This is a genomic window from Gluconobacter potus, assembly GCF_015244705.1.
Classification (GTDB): domain Bacteria; phylum Pseudomonadota; class Alphaproteobacteria; order Acetobacterales; family Acetobacteraceae; genus Gluconobacter; species Gluconobacter potus.
In genome coordinates this window covers 272,150-289,895 of sequence record NZ_JABCQF010000002.1, presented here as the reverse complement: position 1 = coordinate 289,895, position 17,746 = coordinate 272,150, and the positions used below count along the sequence as shown (strand labels likewise).

The window sequence follows — 17,746 nt, the reverse complement described above, 5'->3', positions numbered from 1 at the left end:
TTACAACAATGACCGTATTATCGCGCTGGATCCTGTCTGCTCCGCTGGCAGCCAGCCTCCTCATCCCGGCCGGTTTTTCGGCCCATGCCGCCTCCAGCTCTTCTCCTTCGGGCCACACCCGTCACCGTGCCGCACACGGCACGGCCAATCTTCCGCAGATGGGCCCGACAGCGGGCCAGATCGTCGGCGCCCCCGCCAAGCCCCTGACGCCGGCCCAGCAGTCCGCCCTGCCCGACGAAGGCGCACCGCCCCCGCCGCATGGCTATACGGAAGTGGAAGACTCGGAGACCGCCCTCGCCAGCTACAGTGACCGCGTCCGCACGCATCTTCCGGTCGGCATGCCCGGTACGAACGCCCAGCAGAAGACCAACGGAACCAACAACCTGCCGTCCCATTTCTCGCTGTTCGGCATGCCCGTGAAGTTCAACGCCCCCGTTCAGTCACCGTATGAAGACGAAGACTCCCCGACGAGCTACGCCGGCCATCCGGTCAACGGCCAGACGAACATGCTCGTGAACGGCGACTCCTCCGCCATTCACTAAGACGGCGTCTCTCAGGGGCGCGTCCAGCCCCCGATCTGCGTCAGGTGGCGGAACTCCCCGTCTGTCACCGGGGCCACGGACAGTCTGGACTGCTTCAACAACGCCATTTCCGCCAGATCCGGATCAGCCTTGATGCCGGCCAGGCTCACGGGATGGGCAAACGCCCCCATCGCCTTCACATCCACACAGACCCAGCGCGGATCATCCGCCGTCGGGTCCGGATAGGCTTCCCGCACCACTTCAACCACGCCGACAATGCGTTTTTCGCTGACGGAGTGGTAAAAAAGCGCCAGATCGCCATTTTTCATGGCCGAGAGGTTGTTGCGCGCCTGATAGTTGCGCACCCCCGTCCACGGCTCGACACCATGATCGACCTGCTGTGTCCACGAGAAGGCCTCGGGTTCCGATTTCACCAGCCAGAAAGCCACATTTCACTCCCGCCCCAAGGGCATTTACAGAGGCATTTACCGCTCATTTCCGTGAAACGTGATAACAGTGATCGGAACAATGGGACAACGCGCCTCTTCCGAATATGATTGCTTCGGACTATTTCAAAGGGGAACCAATCGCCGAGTTGCCAATCTGCCGAGGTCCGTGTCCCTGTGCGCCCTACCCCCAACCTGCTCCATCGCTATGCCAATCCGGGGCAGTTCCTGCGTCTGGCGCATGCGCTCCTGCCCTGGCTGAGCAGTGGCGCCATCCTTTTCCTAGTCGTTGGCGTCATCTGGGGCCTGTTCATCGCCCCGGCTGACTGGCAGCAGGGCGACACCGTCCGCATCATGTATGTGCATGTCCCGATGGCCTGGCTGGCCTCGTCCTGCTACCTCGGGCTTGCGATCTGCGGCGTACTCTCGCTGGTCTGGCGCCATCCGCTGGCGGATCTCGCCGCCATCGAAATCGGCCCCGTTGGTGCCTGCGCCGCTGCCCTGTGCCTGATTACGGGCTCGCTCTGGGGCGAGCCGATGTGGGGCACATGGTGGGTGTGGGACGCCCGCCTGACGTCGATGCTGGTGCTGTTCTTCCTGTATCTGGGCCATATCGCCCTGATCCGCGCTTTCGATGAACCGGCCCGGGGCCAGCGCGCCGCGGCGATCCTCGCCCTGGCCGGCGTGATCGACCTGCCGATCATCAAGTTCAGCGTCCAGTGGTGGAACACCCTGCACCAGCCCGACAGCATTACCCTGACCGGCGCCCCCACCATGTCCATGATGATGCTCTGGCCGCTGCTGATCACCACGATCGGCTTTACGCTCGGTGTCGCGGCCGTCATCTTCACCCGGCTCAGCGCCGCCATCCATGAAAGCCGCGCGCGCCAGCTTCTGGCCCGTTCGCGCCTCGACCGCAGGGACAGTCAAGTCGCATGATGCATCTCCCGAACCACTGGCCCTATATCGCGGCATCCTATGCCCTGACGCTGGGCTGCTCGGTCGTCCTCGGTCTCGGCGCCGCCCTGCGCCTGCGGAAATCCAAGGCCCGTCTGGCCGCCGTTGAAGGCCATGCCCGCCGTCGTGAAAGGTCAGCATCATGACCCGCAAGACCCGTCGCCTCTGGATCGTCATCGCCTGCCTGGCCTGTGTCGGCTCTGCCGCCGCCCTGACCCTGCGGGCGTTCTCGTCCAATATCGTGTTTTTCATGGCGCCGTCGCAGGTGAAGGCCAACCCACCTTCGCCAGACCGCACCATCCGCCTCGGCGGCATGGTCATGGCCGGCAGCCTGCACCGCATCAACGAGAACGGCACCCCCGTGAACGCCTTTCAGGTGACGGACGGACAGGCCGCGGTCGAGGTCCATTACACCGGCATCCTCCCCGACCTGTTCCGCGAAGGGCAGAGCGTCGTGGCCCTCGGCACCGTCCAGAAGAACGGCGGCTTCACGGCCAGCGAAGTCCTCGCCAAGCATGACGAGACCTACATGCCCAAGGAAGTCGCGGACGAACTCAAGCGCACCGGCAAGTGGGACCCGCGCTTCGGCAAGGCGCCGGACGCGTCGAGCTGGGACACCATGACCGCAAAGAAAGCAGGGGGCTGACCGCCTGATGTTCGGACCTGAACAGGGCCATTTCGCCCTGGCCCTCGCCTGCGTGCTCGCCCTCGTGCAGTTCGCCGTCCCGCTCTGGGGCGCAAACCGCCGCGATGCCCGTCTCGTGGGGCTAGCCCCCTATCTCGCGGTCTCGCAGCTCATCGCGCTGGGCTATTCGTTCCTGTGCCTTATCATGTGCGCCGTCAGCGACGACTTCTCGGTCCAGAACGTCGCGGCGAACTCCGCCGTCTCCAAGCCGCTGCTGTATAAGATCACCGGCGTCTGGGGAAACCACGAAGGCTCCGTTCTGCTCTGGACGCTGATCCTCGCTGTCTGCGGCGGTGCGGTTTCGCTGTTTGGCCGTAACCTGCCAGACATCCTGCGCGGACGCGTTCTGGCCATTCTCGGCGGCGTCTCCGCCGGGTTCCAGATGTTCTGCCTTCTGACATCCGACCCGTTCGACCGCGTTTTCCCCGCACCGATGGACGGTCAGGGCATGAACCCGCTCCTTCAGGACCCGGGCCTCGCCTTCCATCCCCCTATTCTCTACACCGGCTATGTCGGTTTCGCCGTCCCCTTCGCGTTTGCCGTCGCCGCCCTGATCGAAGGCCGCGTCGATGCCGCATGGGGCCGCTGGGTCCGTCCCTGGGCCGTTGCGGCCTGGTGCTTCCTGACCTGTGGTATCGCGCTCGGTTCCTGGTGGTCCTATTACGTGCTGGGCTGGGGCGGATACTGGTTCTGGGATCCGGTGGAAAACGCCTCCCTTATCCCCTGGCTGACGGGCACGGCGCTCGTGCATTCCGCCATCGTCGTGGAAAAGCGCGAAGGCCTGAAGATCTGGACGGTCCTGCTGGCCATCGCGACCTTCTCGTTCTCGCTGTCGGGTACGTTCCTCGTGCGCTCGGGTATCCTGAACTCGGTCCACGCCTTTGCCAATGATCCCGCCCGTGGCGTGTTCATCCTGGCCCTGCTCGCCATCGTCATCGGCGGCTCGCTCGCCCTGTTCGCGTGGCGCGCGCCGTCCCTCACCTCGACCGGCCTGTTCTCGCCGATCTCGCGTGAAGGGTCGCTGGTCCTGAACAACATCCTGCTCTGCTCGATCTGCGCTGTCGTCGTGACAGGCACGATGTACCCGCCCTTCATGCAGCTTCTGGCCGGACGCACCATTTCCGTCGGCAAGCCGTTCTTTGACGCCGCCACGATCCCGCTGACCCTGCCGCTCCTGCTGGCCATGGGTGTCGGTACGGCCCTGCCGTGGAAACGCGCCCAGCTCGCCCGGACCTTCTCGCATCTCTATGCCGCCGCCGGCATCGCCGCGATCGGACTGGTTCTGTGCTTCTGGAAGCTCTCCGGTGTCCTGCCCATCGCCTGCGGTGCGCTGGCCATCTGGGTCATCGCAGCCTCCGCGTCTGACGTCCTGCGCCGGATCGGCATTGGCCACACCTCCGCACAGGGCGTGTGGGAACGCATGAAACACTTGCCGCGCTCAAGCTGGGGCGCGGCTCTTGCCCATATCGGCGCAGGCATCACCGTGCTCGGCCTGTGCGGCATGTCGCAGGCGCAGCACGCCATTGTCGAAGTCCATATCGGCGAGACCCGTTCGCTGGCTGGCGACGACTGGACCCTGCTGGACGTACACGACTATATCGGCCCGAACTACAAGGCCATGCAGGCTGACATCGCCATCCGCCACAACGGCAAGCTTGTGACGATCCTGCACCCCGAAAAGCGCGACTTCACGACGCAGAGCCAGACCACGACCGAAGTCGCCATCCACACCAATTTCATCACCGATCTGTACGGCGTGGTCGGTGACCGGCACGGCACGGGCAAGGACACGACCTATGTCCTGCGCCTGCACCGCAATCCGCTCGCACCCTGGATGTGGCTGGGCGGACTGGTCATGGCCATCGGCGGCGCGTTCTCGCTGTCTGACCGCCGGATGCGGATCGGCGCCCCCAAGCGCGCCGCCGCCCGCAACATGGCCCGTGCCTGAGGAGAGAGGGACATGAACGCAACACGACGAGGCATCCTCACGGCCGTCCCCATCATCGGCGCAGGCGTCCTCGGCGTCGGCTTCTGGCGGATGCTGAGCGACATGCGCAGCGGCGCCTTCGACCCGCGCGCCATCAAGAACCCCAATGTCGGCAAGCCCATCCCAAGCTTCGCCATGCCCGGCCTCCCGGGTCTTGGCGACGGCTTCACGGATGCGGAACTCAAAGCCCAGCACCGCCCGGTTCTGGTCAATTTCTTTGCCTCATGGTGCATCCCCTGCGTGGCGGAAATGCCCGGCCTGCGCGCCATTTCGCGCAATATGCCGATCTGGGGCATCGCCTATGAAGACAAGCCCGAGAACGCGGCCGGCTTCGTCCAGCGTGACGGCTCCCCCTATGCCCGCGTTGCATCGGACCGTCATGGTCGCGTCGCGATCGACTGGGGCGTGACCGGCGTGCCCGAGAGCTTTCTGGTCGCACCGGGCGGCCGGATCATCTGGCACGGCAGCGCCGCCCTCGATCCCCAGATCTACGAGGCGGAAATCCGCCCGAGGCTGGCCGGACTATGAAGGCCTCCAGACGCTTCCCGGCCCTGCTGCTCGCGGCTGGCCTGATCGGCGGTGGCGTGGCCCTCGCCGTGGATGACCCTGCCGAGATGCTGCCGAACCCGGCCCAGGAAAAGCGGGCCGAAGCCATTGGCGCGCATCTGCGCTGCCTCGTCTGTCAGAACGAGAGCATCGAGGACAGCAGCGCCCCCCTCGCCCGCGATCTGCGCAAGGTCGTGCGCGAGCAGGTCTCGGCCGGCAAGTCCGATCAGCAGATCATGGACTGGATGACCGAACGCTACGGCGAGTTCATCCGTCTGGCCCCACAGTTTTCATGGTCCACTGCCCTGCTCTGGCTGATGCCGGCGCTCGCGCTGGTGGCTGGACTTGTCATTGCATGGCGTGCGACCAAACGCCGCACCGTCGTCACGCCTGCGCCGCTCACGGATGACGAGCGCGCGCGTCTGGATGCCCTTTCGGGCCGGGAGTAGACTTTTTGTTCTGGTTGGGAATCCTGATAATCGCGGCGGTGGCCCTGTGTCCCGCATTTCTGGGGCTGCGCACCCTGCGCCGGCGCGTGAACGCCCGTGACTCCGCTCTCGCCCTCTATCGCGGACAACTCGGCGATCTGGAGCGCGACCACGCCCTCGCCCTGATCAATGACGAGGAATATCAGGCCGCCCGTCTGGAAGTTCAGCGCCGCCTGCTGGCCACGGATGGCGAAGCCGCCGTCGAGGACCTGAACGCCGAGCCCGCAAAACGCAGCCGCGCCCTGCCGGTCGCAGCCGTCGGGATCGGCATTCCCGTGCTGGCCTTCGCGCTCTATATCGTCAACGGTCACCCCTCCCTGCCGCCCCAGCCCCTGAGCGGACGGCAGACGGGCCCGGACGCGAAGGGCCTGCAGATGATCCACAAGCTCCAGACCCAGGTCTCCACCATTCCCCCCGGTTCACCGACCTATGCGACCGGACATTTCCTTCTGGGGCAGATCGAAGCAAGATCCGGCATGACGGATGAGGCGATCCGGGACTGGAAAGCCGCGCTCGACGCGCATTTCGAGCCCGAACTCGCCATCCGCCTCGCCGAACTTGAAAGTCGCAATGGCAGCCATATCTCTGGTGAGAGCCTTGACCTCTATCGCCGCGCCCTGGCAGCGGCACCGGCCGATGCGCCCTGGCGTATGGCCGTGGAAGCGCGTATCGCGGTCGGCGAACATCAGGAGAATAACGGTCAGTGAGAAAACCCGAAGCCAACGCCATCGCGCTGTGCCCCGTCTGCCGCCAGCCCATGCGCCCGACCTCGGAAAAATGCCCCAGTTGCGGGGCTGAACGCCATTACGGTCCGCGCGTCCTGGAATCCGCCGTCTGCGCCTTCGCCGGAATGGTCCTGCTCGCGGCGCTCTCGACCCTGCTGCTGCCGATCTCGCTATGGACGATCATGTTCGCCGCCATCGGGCTGGTGGCTGGTTTTCTCTTCTCCCACAACCGTTTCAGCGGCGACCGCTGGCTGAAATAACGGCACAGGATGCACGGCGGGATCCGATCCCGCCTGCCAGAATCCGGCACTCTTCCCGCCTGCGGAACATTCCTGCTAATGGGCATGAATGACACATCCTCCCGGGCGTTTTCTGCCATTCTTCGTCGCCGTGGCCATCCTGTCCTGGGCGAGCGCCTATCCCGTCGTCCGGATTGCCTTGCATGACCTTGCCCCCGTGCCCTTGGCCGCATTGCGCTATGCCGTCGCGGCCGTCATGGCGGCGCTGTGGCTGCTGTGGAAGCGTCCCCGCCGCCCGGAACTGACGGATATTCCGCAGATCCTGGCCTGCGGGATCATCGGGATCACGGTCTACAACATCCTGTTCAACTGCGGCGAAATGACCGTCTCATCCGGTGCGGCCAGCCTTCTCATCAGCGCAGCCCCCCTCATGGCGGGCCTTCTGGCCATGGTATTCCTCGGCGAACGCATGTCCCGCTGGGGCTGGGCCGGATCGATCCTGAGTTTCAGCGGCGTCGCCCTCATCGCAAAGGGACAGAGCGGTGGCCTTTCCTTCGGCTCAGGCGCGACACTGGTCTTCGGCGCGGCCGTCTGCGCAGCGTTCTACACGATCCTTCAGAAAGGCCTGATCCGCCGCTACGGAGCGCTCCCGACAATCGCCTATGTCCTGATTTCAGGCGCGATTTTCCTGACCCCATGGCTGCCACAGGGCCTCACGAGCTTCTCCCGCGCCTCATGGCAGGGTCAGGCCGCAGTGCTTGAACTCGGCATTTTCCCGGCGGCTTTCGGCTATGCCGCCTGGGGCTTCGTCATCGGGCATCTCGGCGCCTCGCGCGGTGCAGCCCTGCTTTACCTGCTGCCGCCCGTCACGATGGTTCTGGCCTATCTCCTCACCAATGAGGTTCCGTCCCTGCGCACCCTGATCGGCGGCGCGGTCGTGATGGCCGGGGTGATCCTGACCAACACCTATGGCCGCCATCCGGTCGCCCAGACCGTGGAGTCCTGAACCCCACGCGGCCTGTGGCGATATCCGGATTTTCTATGGCTGTCTTCCTTTGTCCTGCGGCAATTGTGCGATAATTTCCCCCGTGGAATGAGCCGGATCACCCGCAGGAAAGCCGAAAACAGACAATGAGCCGTACCGAAACCGATGGCATGGGCCCGATCGAAGTTGCTGACGATGTGCTGTGGGGCGCGCAGACCCAGCGCTCCCTGAAATATTTCAGCATCGGCCGCGAACTGATGCCGCGTGAGATGATCGAAGCCTATGCGATCATGAAGCGCGCCTGTGCCACGGCCAATGCCGCGAGCGGTCGCCTGTCGCAGGAGCGCGCGGATCTGATCCATACCGTCTGTGACGAGATCACGAAGGGCGAGCATGACCGGATGTTCCCGCTTCATGTCTGGATGACGGGCTCGGGCACGCAGTTCAACATGAACGTCAACGAGGTCATCGCAAACCGCGGCTGCCAGATCACCGGCAATCCGCTCGGCAGCAAGACACCGCTGCACCCGAACGATCACGTCAACATGTCGCAGTCCACCAACTGCAACTTCCCGACCGCCATGCACATCGCGGCCGTTCTCGGCACGCATCGCCGCCTCATCCCCGCCCTGATGCGCCTGCGCGACGCGATGGCCACCAAGGCTGAAGAATGGCGCGATCTGGTCAAGGTCGGCCGCACCCATCTTCAGGACGCCGTTCCCATCACGCTGGGTCAGGAATGGCACGGCTATGCCGGGATGCTGACGGACAATATCGCCCGTCTGGAACAGGCCCGTGATGGTCTGTTTCCCCTCGCTCTGGGTGGCACGGCACTCGGTACCGGCGTCAGCACGGACGAAGGCTTCGACCGTCGCGCCTGTGCGGAAATCGCCCGCCTGACCGGCCTCGGCTTCACGGCTGGCGAAAACAAGTTCGCGCTTCAGGGCGCGCATGACGCGCTGGTGCATCTGTCCGGTGCCCTGCGGACGACAGCGGGCAGCCTGTTCAAGATCGCCAACGACATCCGCCTGCTCGCCTGCGGCCCACGCGCCGGTCTGGGCGAGTTGCACCTGCCGGAGAACGAGCCCGGCTCCTCCATCATGCCGGGCAAGATCAATCCGACGCAGGCGGAAGCGCTGGCCATGCTGGCCCTTCAGGTCATGAGCAATGACGTTGCCGTTGGCCTCGGTGGTGCGGCAGGCATGCTGGACATGAATGTCTACAAGCCGCTCATGATCCACAACATCATGCAGGGCATCACCCTTCTGCATGACGGATCGGAAAACTTCCGCCGCTTCCTCGTCGAAGGCACGAAAGCCAATACCGACAAGCTCAAGCAGGATCTGGAACGCTCGCTCGTCCTCGTCACGGCCCTGTCTCCAGCCATCGGCTATGACCGCGCCTCACAGGTCGCGCATCACGCCATGGAAAAGGGTCTGAGTCCGCGTGAAGCCGCGCTGGAACTCGGGTTCATGACATCCGAAGAGTATGACCGTTTCGCCGATCCGCGCCTGATGCTCCGCCCCAACATCACGCCGCCGAAAGCCTGACATCCACCGCTGCCGCATGACGAAAACTTCATGCGGCAGCGGTAGCCGTTCCGCCTCAGGACTGATACGGCGGAATATTCCTGTTTCTTTTATCGGAGATGCCCGTCAGATGATGACCCGCCGCGCAGCCCTGCTGGCTTTAACGCTCCTGTCCCCCGTCTGTACGGCCGCGGCGGCCGAGGCTCCCAAAACCGACGCCACCAAGGCCACCGACGCCTTCACCGGCGAGGCCGCCCTGCTCCCGGCGGATTCCGTCACCCAGCATCATCTGAACGGCATCGCCTATACCGCCCATGCCGGCACGCTCATCCTGCGCGACCATGACGGCAAACCGACCGCCCGCATGTTCTACGTGTCCTACACCAAGGACGGCGTCCCGGCCGGCACACGCCCGGTCTCGTATTTCTTCAATGGCGGCCCGGGGGCGGCCACGGCCTATCTGAACCTCGGCGCCGCAGGCCCCAAGGCCCTGACCATGCCCGCCAAGGACCCGACGGACGGCACCCACGCCCAGCTCGGTGACAACCCCGACAGCTGGCTCCCCGTTACCGACATGGTCTTCATCGACGCCGTGGGCACGGGCTATTCCCGCCCCACCGACACGACAAAGGCCGGGGACCAGTTCTACGGCGTCAAGCAGGACGCCAGCACTTTCGCCAAGGCCATCGGCCTGTGGACGGCGGCGAATGGTCGTGAAGCTTCGCCCCATTATCTCGTGGGCGAGAGCTATGGCGGCATCCGCTCCATCCAGGTCGCAAATGCGCTGCAGATGGAACAGGGCATCCTGCTCAACGGCATCGTCATGATCTCCCCGGCCATCGAGATGCCCCTGCTCGACACGGACGAGAACCCGCTCTCCGCCGCCCTCATGATGCCGAGCCTGATTGCAGCGCATCAGAGCCCGAACGTGACGGAAAAAACGGCCGAAGATGCCTATCAGTGGTCCCTGAATACCTATCTGCCGAAAATCGCCGGCAAGCTCCCCTCGGGAAGCGAAGGTCAGGCGCTTTACGCCGAGATCGCCCAGCGGACCGGCCTGCCGCAGGACGTGATCGCACGCCAGCACGGTATCCCCGCCATCGGCTCGCATGACATCATGTCCCGCGACGGCCGCCTGTACGGGCTTTACGACTTCACCCAGTCCATCGCCGATCCTTCGGCCGACGGTCTGGACGAAAGCCCCGATCCGACCCTCTTCGGCTTCGGCCGCGCCTATGGCAATGCCTTCTCGGGGTACGCAGCCAACGACCTCGGCTTCAAAACGCCCCTGACATACGACCTGCTGTCCTTCAAGGTCAACGGAAGCTGGAAATGGAGTGAAGGTGGCCCGTCGCCCGTCCATCAGATCCCGGTCCTGAACCGGCTGCTGGCGCTCGATCCGGGCCTGCGCGTTTTCGTGGCCAATGGTTACTATGACGTGGCCTGCCCGTTCGGCACCGCGCGCTGGATGAAGGATCATCTGACCGTGGGTGCGGATCGCGTGTCGCTGCACCTCTATCAGGGTGGCCACATGCTCTATACGCGTCCGGCCAGCCGTCATGCCCTCTCGGCAGACGTCGCCTCCTGGATTCAGGCCGACGGTCGCCAGCCCTGAAACAGTCCAATTGAAACACAATGTCATAAATTGACAGGCCTGATGGAGGAACAGATAATGGACGAAATGATTTCTGGACCTTCCCTGTCCGCTGTCTCTCAGGGGCTTCGGGCGGTCTCTTCCTCTTTCAGGTGGATCTCCATTTGACAGTCCAGCGCTCCCTCGCCCCCGAACCGGGCTGTTCGCTGGAACATGCCGTCATGACCTCGTGCGATCGCGAGCCGATCCATCGACCAGATGCCATCCAGCCCTATGGTCTCCTGCTGATCGCTGACAGCACAAGTCTGGCGGTCATCGGTGGCGCTGGCGATATCGAAGGGCGTCTCGCTCCCGACTGGCTCGGACGCCCCCTGGCGGATGTCCTGAAAATCCCGGAAAGCCGCCTTCACGATGAAAAACGGCCTTCCCTGTCCGATCTGCGCGTTGCGGGGCTGAAAGACGAAACCTTCAGCATCCTGCGCCATGCCCAGGACACGCATCTCCTCATCGAACTTGAACCGGTCGAAGCGCACAACCTGCTGACCTGGGACATTTTCGGCGAGATCGACAGCACGGCGGACCGCTTCGAGCGCTGCCCGGATACGGCGTCCGTCTGCCGTCATGGCGCTGCAATCTTCCGTCGCCTCACGGGATTCGACCGCGTCCTGGTCTATCGCTTCATGGAAGACGGAACCGGCCGCGTCGTCGGCGAAAGCCGCAACGACGCCTTCCCGTCCCTGATGAACCACCATTTCCCGGCCAGCGACATCCCCGCGCAGGCCCGGGCCCTCTATCTGCGCAACCGTATCCGCGTCATCCCCGACATCACCTACGAGGCCGCCCCCATCCGCCCCCCGGAAGCCGGGCTTGCAGGGCTTGATCTCAGCGATGTCCAGCTCCGCAGCGTCTCGCCGATCCATCTCCAGTACATGGCCAATATGGGCGCGCGAGCCTCGGCCTCCGTCTCTCTGGTCGTGGATGGCGTGCTGTGGGGGCTGATCGCCTGCCACAATGCCACACCGCGCTGCCTGTCCGAAGACATCCGCGCCGCGTGCCGGACGCTGGCGGGTGTCATGTCACGGCAGTTGCGGAACAAGGAGGAGCTGGTCACCTATCAGGAGCGTCTGCGCCTGCGCAATGCGATGGAATTCGTCACGTCCCATTTCGACGTGCGACATCCCATCGAAAGCAACCTGCGCAGCTTCATGGGCGAACTACAGGCGCTGTTCCCGTGCAACGGCTTTGCCGTCATCAGTGACGAGACCATCACCGGCACCGGCGTGCTGCCCGATGCGGACAACCTGCACCGGCTGCATGACTGGCTGAGACTGGGCACGAATGGTGGTATTTTCGTCAGCACCATGCTGGGCAAGGATTATCCGCCCGCAGCCGAGTGGCCCGAACGCTCGGCCGGTCTCCTGGCCATCACGCTCCCGTTCCGGACACCGACCTGCCTGATCTGGAGCCGTGTTGAGATCATTCAGACCATCGAATGGGCCGGAAACCCGCACAAGGATACGGCTGAGGGCAGCGACGTCCTGCGTCCCCGTGCGTCCTTCAGGACCTGGGAACAGACGATCCGCGGTCACAGCACGCGCTGGACGAGCGAACAGAAACAGGCTGCCCGCCGCCTGCGCCGCGTCCTGATCGCGGACTACCAGACCCAGCAGCTCCGCGAACTGAACGCGACCCTCGCCGCCACGCTGGAAGAGCGCGAAAACCTGCTGCGGCAGAAGGATTTCCTGATCCGGGAAGTCAATCACCGCGTGCAGAACTCCCTTCAGATGGTCGCCTCCTTCCTCAAGCTCCAGGCCCGCAGCGCCTCGAACGAGGAAACCACGACCGCCCTGACCGAAGCCCAGCACCGCATCGCCGCCATCGGCCTCGTGCATCGCCGCCTGTACCGGGACGAGCATTTCGGCATCGTGGATCTCGGCCGTTATCTTGAAGAACTGATGGAAGAGCTGTGCTCGTCACTGGGCGCGGACTGGCACGAGCAGCTCCACCTTTCCCTCTTCCCGATCATGATTTCCGCCGACCGTGCCATCAATATCGGTCTGGTCCTGACTGAACTGGTCATCAACGCCAGCAAATACGCCTATGACGGCAAGGCCGGTCCGCTGCATGTCGGTCTGACCCAGACCAGCGACCGTCTGGTGCTCACGGTCTCGGACCAGGGCGAATGCACGCCCCAGCTCAAGGGAACGGGCTTCGGCACGCGCATGATGAATGCCGTCGTCAGCAGTCTCTCTGGCACGCTGACCTACACCACGCTCAGCCCGGGCCTGGAAGCCGTCATGACTTTGCCACTGGACTCCATCCTGCCTTCAGAAGCGGATGCCAGCACTGAAGCAGCCCTGTCCCAGACCCCCTATCCGTATCCCTGAGCTTTCCCCGCATTCAGGCATAAAAAAAAGCGCCAGACCTGCGGTCCGGCGCCTTTTTTGTGTTCTCCGGGGAAAATCCGGCCTTACGCGACCAGCTTGCCTTCCTTGTCCACCAGTTCGATCGGGTAATCCCCGGTGAAGCATGCATCGCAGTAACGGCGCGCGCCCTCGGCCCGGTTGGCATGACCCAGCGCCCGGTAAAGCCCGTCGAAGCTGACGAAGGCCAGACTGTCCGCACCGATCGCCTGCGCCATTTCCTCAAGCGTATGCGTCGCCGCCATCAGCTTGCTCTCTTCGGGCGTATCAATCCCGTAGAAACACGCATGCTTCGTCGGCGGAGACGTAATGCGCATGTGCACTTCCGTCGCTCCGGCCGCACGCACCATGTCCACGATCTTGCGTGACGTCGTGCCCCGGACGATCGAATCATCCACCAGAATGACGCGCTTGCCCGCCAGGACCGGCCGGTTGGCGGAGTGCTTCATTTTCACACCAAGATTACGGATCTGGTCCGTCGGCTCGATAAAGGTCCGGCCCACATAATGGTTACGGATAATGCCAAGCTCGAACGGAATACCGCTCTCCGCCGCATAGCCGATCGCGGACGGCACACCGGAATCCGGCACCGGCACCACGACATCGGCCTCGACCGCGCTCTCCCGCGCGAGTTCGCAGCCAATCTGCCGCCGCGCCTCATAGACCGGCTGTCCTTCAAGAACAGAATCAGGCCGCGCGAAGTAAATGTATTCAAAGACGCAGAACCGGCCGCCCTGATCCCCGAAAGGCCGCAGAGAGCGCAGTCCGTCATTATTGATGACGACGATCTCGCCGGGTTCGATGTCCCGGACATAGTCCGCACCAATGATATCCAGAGCACAGGTCTCGCTCGCCAGTACCCAGCCGCCATTGCCCTGCTCATAGCCCGGCATCCGGCCGAGAACGAGCGGACGCACACCGAGCGGATCGCGCATGCCGATCAGGCCGTCATCCGGCGTCAGCGTGATGAGCGAGTACGCACCCTTCACCTGCTTGACGGCATCGATGAAGCGATCGAGCACGGTCGTATAGAGCGATATGGCGATCAGGTGGATGAAGACTTCCGTATCCGTCGAGGAATGGAAGATACATCCACGCTTGACCAGCGCCTGCTTGAGGGTCGCGGAATTGGTCAGGTTGCCGTTATGCGCCACGGCCAGACCGCCGAACTCATAATCGGCATAAAGCGGCTGCACATTGCGGACGTGCGTCCCGCCGGTCGTGGCATAGCGGTTGTGACCGATGGCCACCGTGCCGGGCAGCGTCGCCATGACGCGGCTGTCACCGAACACATCGCCGACCAGTCCCAGACCCTTGTGCTGGTGGAACCGTTCGCCATCGAAACTGACGATACCGGCGGCTTCCTGGCCGCGATGCTGCAGGGCGTGCAAGCCCAGCGCCGTCAGGGCGGACGCATCAGGCACACCCCAGACGCCAAAAACCCCGCATTCTTCGTAGGGGCGGTTGAGACTGTCGGACTGGGTCATGCGGCGCGGCCTTTCCAGACGGGTTTCACAAGGACGCCTCATGGCCGCTTGTGACGGGAGACGCAAGATGCGGTTGCAGGAAATGAGGCAGATAACCTGTCAGATGGGTTGCCCCGACGGCAATGTAAGGGCCGATGAGGCTTCCCTGCATCACATAGGTCATCCACGAGCCGAAAAAAGAGCCCGCCAGCAGATAAAGCACGATCAGGGCCACATAACCCCGCACCACACCGAATACGGCCCCCAGAATACGATCCACGCCGCCCGACAGGACGCCCCGCGCCGCCGAACCGATCCGCGCGCCCACCATGGTGAAGACCAGCAGCACAACAACAAAAAGAATCGCCGTACTTGCACTCCCTGCCAGGGCCGCCTGATGCAGATAGGGCTCCAGATAAGGCTCGAGCATCCCATGAAACCGGTAGGTCAGGACAATCGCACCCACCCAGGCCAGAATCCCGGCCAGTTCAGTCGCAAAACCCCGGGTCAGTCCCCACAGCGCCGAGAGCCCCATGATGATCAGGGCTGCGATGTCGAGACGGGTCAGATCGTCAGGGTTGATGTGGGACAGGTCTGGCAGGGGCGGCATGTCACGGCAGCTTCGTCGAGCGGAAACGGCCCCCCTTGTAGGGACGGATCCCACTCGCACGCAACTCGTCCGCCAGACGGATCCGCTCGTCGATCTCCGACCAGACCAGACCCGCATCGACATCGCGCGCCTTCCAGATTCTTTCCAGAAGCACAATGAAAGCCGCGCTGTCCCGCACCAGGGCAGACCGGTCATTGATCATGACATCCAGAACACAGGAGGCTCCCGCAATTCCCATTCTTTGAGAAAGCTTCGTTACTTTCCGATTCTTACGGAAGGGAACCGATTTTTCCTGTGATATCATCACGACATGATGGTCGGAAGCCTGCTGACAGGCAACCCGTTCCGCCGTTTTTTCCTGACCCGATCATGCTCTGTTTCCTTCGAAAAACAGAAATCCCAGTCCTGCATCACATCCTGTGATGCAGCGGATGCACTGCACGCAAGCAACTGAAAAATAACACTTTAACGATTTGTCACCGACGTTTTCATTTTTAAAACCCGAATGATCTTGCACTTGAATTATCTAATAATTAACTCTTCGCGCAAGACAACGCGTCACAAGCCAGGCCCTGGAACCCACTCCCTCTTCTGCAAAGCGGCTCCCGGACCTCTCAGGACTCTAAAAAATGACAAACTACTGGACCGGTGGCGCAACCGGAAACTGGTTCGCTGCGACAAACTGGAGCGACGGCAACGTTCCACAGGACAAGGCCTGGGTTGATGTCCTGGCAGGCACACCCGATGGCAGCGCCGTCACCATCAGTTTTGCGACGGCCAGCGCGACACAGCTTAACACGCTGACGGTTGCCGCCAACGCGACGCTCAATGTCACGGCGACTTCTTCGGATGCCGGAGCCACCGTCTTCAACGCCAACAGCATAACGATTGCCCAGGGTGGAACCCTGGACATCGATACGTCCAACCCAGTGTATCTGAGCAGCAGCCCCACCGTGAACGGGACCCTGCAGATCAGCGGCAATCCGACCGTCACGATCAACAGCAACAATGTCAGCGGCACGGGGACCCTGATCCTCGACGGAACGACACTCGGCAGCACGAATGCCCAGTTCATAATGGGCTCGTCCCTGACAACGGTCCTGCAAAACGGTGCGACGCTCTATGTCAACAATGCAAGCGCCGGCGGCAACATCGTCTTTGGTCGTGACGCGGTGGATGGCACGTCCAGCCAGCTCGTCTTTCCCGATTACGACCAGACGGTGAACACGCCGATTACGGGTTACGACGCGGCTTCCGTCATCACCATTGGAAGCGGCAACACGGCTCCGATAAGCGCCACGTTCACGGACAATGGCAACGGAACCTACACGCTGAAGATTGCCCTTGATCAGTATGGCAACGGCATCACGCTGACAGATGTGTCCTTCGGTCCGAATTCCGGCCCGGGCACGCCGACGATCGTGCACAATGCCGATGGAACCTGGAGCGTCGTTGGCGGCGCAACCGGCTATAACGGGCAGATCTGCTACCTGGCCGGAACCATGATCCTGACGCCGAAAGGCGAACGCGCCATCGAGACCCTCGAAGCTGGTGATCAGGTCATGGTCTATGCCGATGGCACGACCAGCACGCAGACGATCCTGCGCGTTGGGCACGCCCATGCGACGACCGGAACGACGGGACATGCGGATGTGGACGCCGTTCCCGTGCGCGTACGCGCCGGAGCACTGGCCGACGGTATCCCCAGCCGCGATCTGCTGGTCACGCCCGAGCATTGCATGATGCTCGAAGGCAGATTCGTTCCGGTCCGGATGCTGGTCAACGGCATGAGCATTGCTTATGACCACTCCATCACGGACTACGACTACTACCATATCGAAACCGAACAGCATTCTGTTCTGGTGGCGAATGGTGCGCTGTCGGAAAGCTTCCTGGATGCAGGCCATCGTCCGGACACTCTCATGCAGGGCAGCCAGGTGACCCGTCTGCGCCCCCTGAACTGGGAAAAGGACGCCGCCCTGCCGCTGGTCACGGATCGTGAGCATGTCGAGCCCCTGTTCGCAGCGATTGCGCTGCGCGCCGAGGCGCTGGGTTACACCGCTCCGCAGGTAGCCCCGTCGGCAGATGTCACGAGCGAGACCCATCTCGTCCTTGCAGACGGCACAGCCCTGTACCCGATCCGCGCCAACGGTGAGCAGTTTGTCTTCATGCTTCCCGAAGGCTGCAAAAGCGTCCGCATCATCAGTCAGGCCGCCCGCCCGGCTGACCGGATCGGGCCCTTCGTTGACGATCGTCGCACGCTCGGCGTTCTCGTGGGCGACGTCACGATCTGGAGCGGCGAGCACACCCACCGTATCTTCACCCATCTTTCGGACCCCTATGCCGATGGATGGTGGGGCATCGAAACCAGCCATGCGCGCTGGACCGGTGGCAATGCCCGTCTGGACCTTGGCCAGACGCTGAAGATGTCCGGTGGCATCCTCAGCCTGCAGATCCTCTCCCATGGCGCGCAGGCCGGGGCAAAAGCCGCAGCCTGATCCGCGTCTTCGGACGACCTGAAACAAAAAAGGCAGGCCCTGAAAAG

At 63.3% G+C, this 17,746-nt stretch carries 18 protein-coding genes; 14 read left to right on the top strand and 4 right to left on the bottom strand.

Features of this window, described 5'->3' with window-relative positions:
* Positions 1–8 precede the first annotated feature (8 nt).
* On the top strand, positions 9–542 hold the full coding sequence (locus HKD31_RS05435; RefSeq protein WP_194264252.1) for a hypothetical protein: 534 nt from the start codon (positions 9–11) through the stop codon (positions 540–542).
* Positions 543–553: 11 nt separating this feature from the next.
* On the opposite strand, the gene HKD31_RS05430 is transcribed toward HKD31_RS05435, so the two are convergent.
* On the bottom strand, positions 554–970 hold the full coding sequence (locus HKD31_RS05430) for an EVE domain-containing protein (protein ID WP_194264253.1): 417 nt from the start codon (positions 968–970) through the stop codon (positions 554–556).
* Positions 971–1,144: 174 nt separating this feature from the next.
* Here HKD31_RS05430 and HKD31_RS05425 point away from each other — a divergent pair, with 174 nt between their 5' ends.
* The 12 genes from HKD31_RS05425 to HKD31_RS05370 all read left to right on the top strand — a co-directional run bounded on the left by HKD31_RS05425 (position 1,145) and on the right by HKD31_RS05370 (position 13,089).
* Positions 1,145–1,906, top strand: a complete 762-nt coding sequence (locus HKD31_RS05425) for a heme ABC transporter permease CcmC (protein WP_194264254.1) — start codon at positions 1,145–1,147, stop codon at positions 1,904–1,906.
* Positions 1,903–2,070 carry a hypothetical protein gene (locus HKD31_RS05420; protein ID WP_194264255.1) on the top strand — a complete coding sequence of 56 codons (168 nt, stop codon included), beginning with the start codon at positions 1,903–1,905 and terminating at the stop codon, positions 2,068–2,070. Before HKD31_RS05425 ends, HKD31_RS05420 begins: the two co-directional genes overlap by 4 nt.
* Positions 2,067–2,570, top strand: coding sequence for a cytochrome c maturation protein CcmE (gene ccmE, locus HKD31_RS05415; RefSeq protein WP_062497518.1), 504 nt, complete (start codon positions 2,067–2,069; stop codon positions 2,568–2,570). Before HKD31_RS05420 ends, ccmE begins: the two co-directional genes overlap by 4 nt.
* 7 nt (positions 2,571–2,577) lie before the next feature.
* Entirely contained in the window at positions 2,578–4,557 is a 1,980-nt protein-coding gene (locus HKD31_RS05410) for a heme lyase CcmF/NrfE family subunit (protein WP_194264256.1), read from the top strand.
* A 12-nt stretch (positions 4,558–4,569) separates the two neighbouring features.
* A complete protein-coding gene (locus HKD31_RS05405) occupies positions 4,570–5,124 on the top strand; it encodes a DsbE family thiol:disulfide interchange protein (protein ID WP_041111956.1) in 555 nt (184 codons plus the stop codon).
* The gene (locus HKD31_RS05400; RefSeq protein WP_011253171.1) at positions 5,121–5,591 is read left to right on the top strand and encodes a cytochrome c-type biogenesis protein; all 471 of its coding nucleotides are present in this window, start codon (positions 5,121–5,123) and stop codon (positions 5,589–5,591) included. The genes HKD31_RS05405 and HKD31_RS05400 overlap by 4 nt, the downstream gene beginning before the upstream one ends.
* Positions 5,592–5,596: 5 nt before the next feature.
* Positions 5,597–6,337, top strand: a complete 741-nt coding sequence (ccmI, locus tag HKD31_RS05395; protein ID WP_041111955.1) for a c-type cytochrome biogenesis protein CcmI — start codon at positions 5,597–5,599, stop codon at positions 6,335–6,337.
* Positions 6,334–6,615 carry a hypothetical protein gene (locus tag HKD31_RS05390; protein WP_062497522.1) on the top strand — a complete coding sequence of 94 codons (282 nt, stop codon included), beginning with the start codon at positions 6,334–6,336 and terminating at the stop codon, positions 6,613–6,615. The genes ccmI and HKD31_RS05390 overlap by 4 nt, the downstream gene beginning before the upstream one ends.
* A gap of 88 nt (positions 6,616–6,703) precedes the next feature.
* Positions 6,704–7,600 (top strand): DMT family transporter, encoded by an 897-nt coding sequence (locus tag HKD31_RS05385; RefSeq protein ID WP_194264257.1) that lies wholly within the window; start codon positions 6,704–6,706, stop codon positions 7,598–7,600.
* A 125-nt stretch (positions 7,601–7,725) separates the two neighbouring features.
* Positions 7,726–9,129, top strand: coding sequence for a class II fumarate hydratase (locus HKD31_RS05380; protein ID WP_194264258.1), 1,404 nt, complete (start codon positions 7,726–7,728; stop codon positions 9,127–9,129).
* Positions 9,130–9,238: 109 nt separating this feature from the next.
* Positions 9,239–10,723 carry a S10 family peptidase gene (locus tag HKD31_RS05375; RefSeq protein ID WP_194264259.1) on the top strand — a complete coding sequence of 495 codons (1,485 nt, stop codon included), beginning with the start codon at positions 9,239–9,241 and terminating at the stop codon, positions 10,721–10,723.
* Positions 10,724–10,866: 143 nt separating this feature from the next.
* Entirely contained in the window at positions 10,867–13,089 is a 2,223-nt protein-coding gene (locus HKD31_RS05370; RefSeq protein WP_228120243.1) for a histidine kinase dimerization/phosphoacceptor domain -containing protein, read from the top strand.
* Positions 13,090–13,172: 83 nt separating this feature from the next.
* Here HKD31_RS05370 and purF read toward each other — a convergent pair whose 3' ends face one another.
* Genes purF through HKD31_RS05355 form a run of 3 tightly spaced genes read right to left on the bottom strand, consistent with a single transcriptional unit; the run spans position 13,173 to position 15,439 of the window.
* Positions 13,173–14,612 carry an amidophosphoribosyltransferase gene (purF, locus tag HKD31_RS05365; protein WP_194264261.1) on the bottom strand — a complete coding sequence of 480 codons (1,440 nt, stop codon included), beginning with the start codon at positions 14,610–14,612 and terminating at the stop codon, positions 13,173–13,175.
* Positions 14,613–14,637: 25 nt separating this feature from the next.
* Complete coding sequence (locus tag HKD31_RS05360; protein ID WP_194264262.1) at positions 14,638–15,201, bottom strand: CvpA family protein; 564 nt, start codon at positions 15,199–15,201, stop codon at positions 14,638–14,640.
* A gap of 1 nt (position 15,202) precedes the next feature.
* Positions 15,203–15,439 carry a hypothetical protein gene (locus tag HKD31_RS05355; RefSeq protein ID WP_228120241.1) on the bottom strand — a complete coding sequence of 79 codons (237 nt, stop codon included), beginning with the start codon at positions 15,437–15,439 and terminating at the stop codon, positions 15,203–15,205.
* 391 nt (positions 15,440–15,830) lie between these two features.
* On the opposite strand from HKD31_RS05355, the gene HKD31_RS05350 reads away from it, so the two are divergent.
* Positions 15,831–17,699, top strand: coding sequence for a Hint domain-containing protein (locus HKD31_RS05350; protein WP_194264263.1), 1,869 nt, complete (start codon positions 15,831–15,833; stop codon positions 17,697–17,699).
* Positions 17,700–17,746 lie beyond the last annotated feature (47 nt).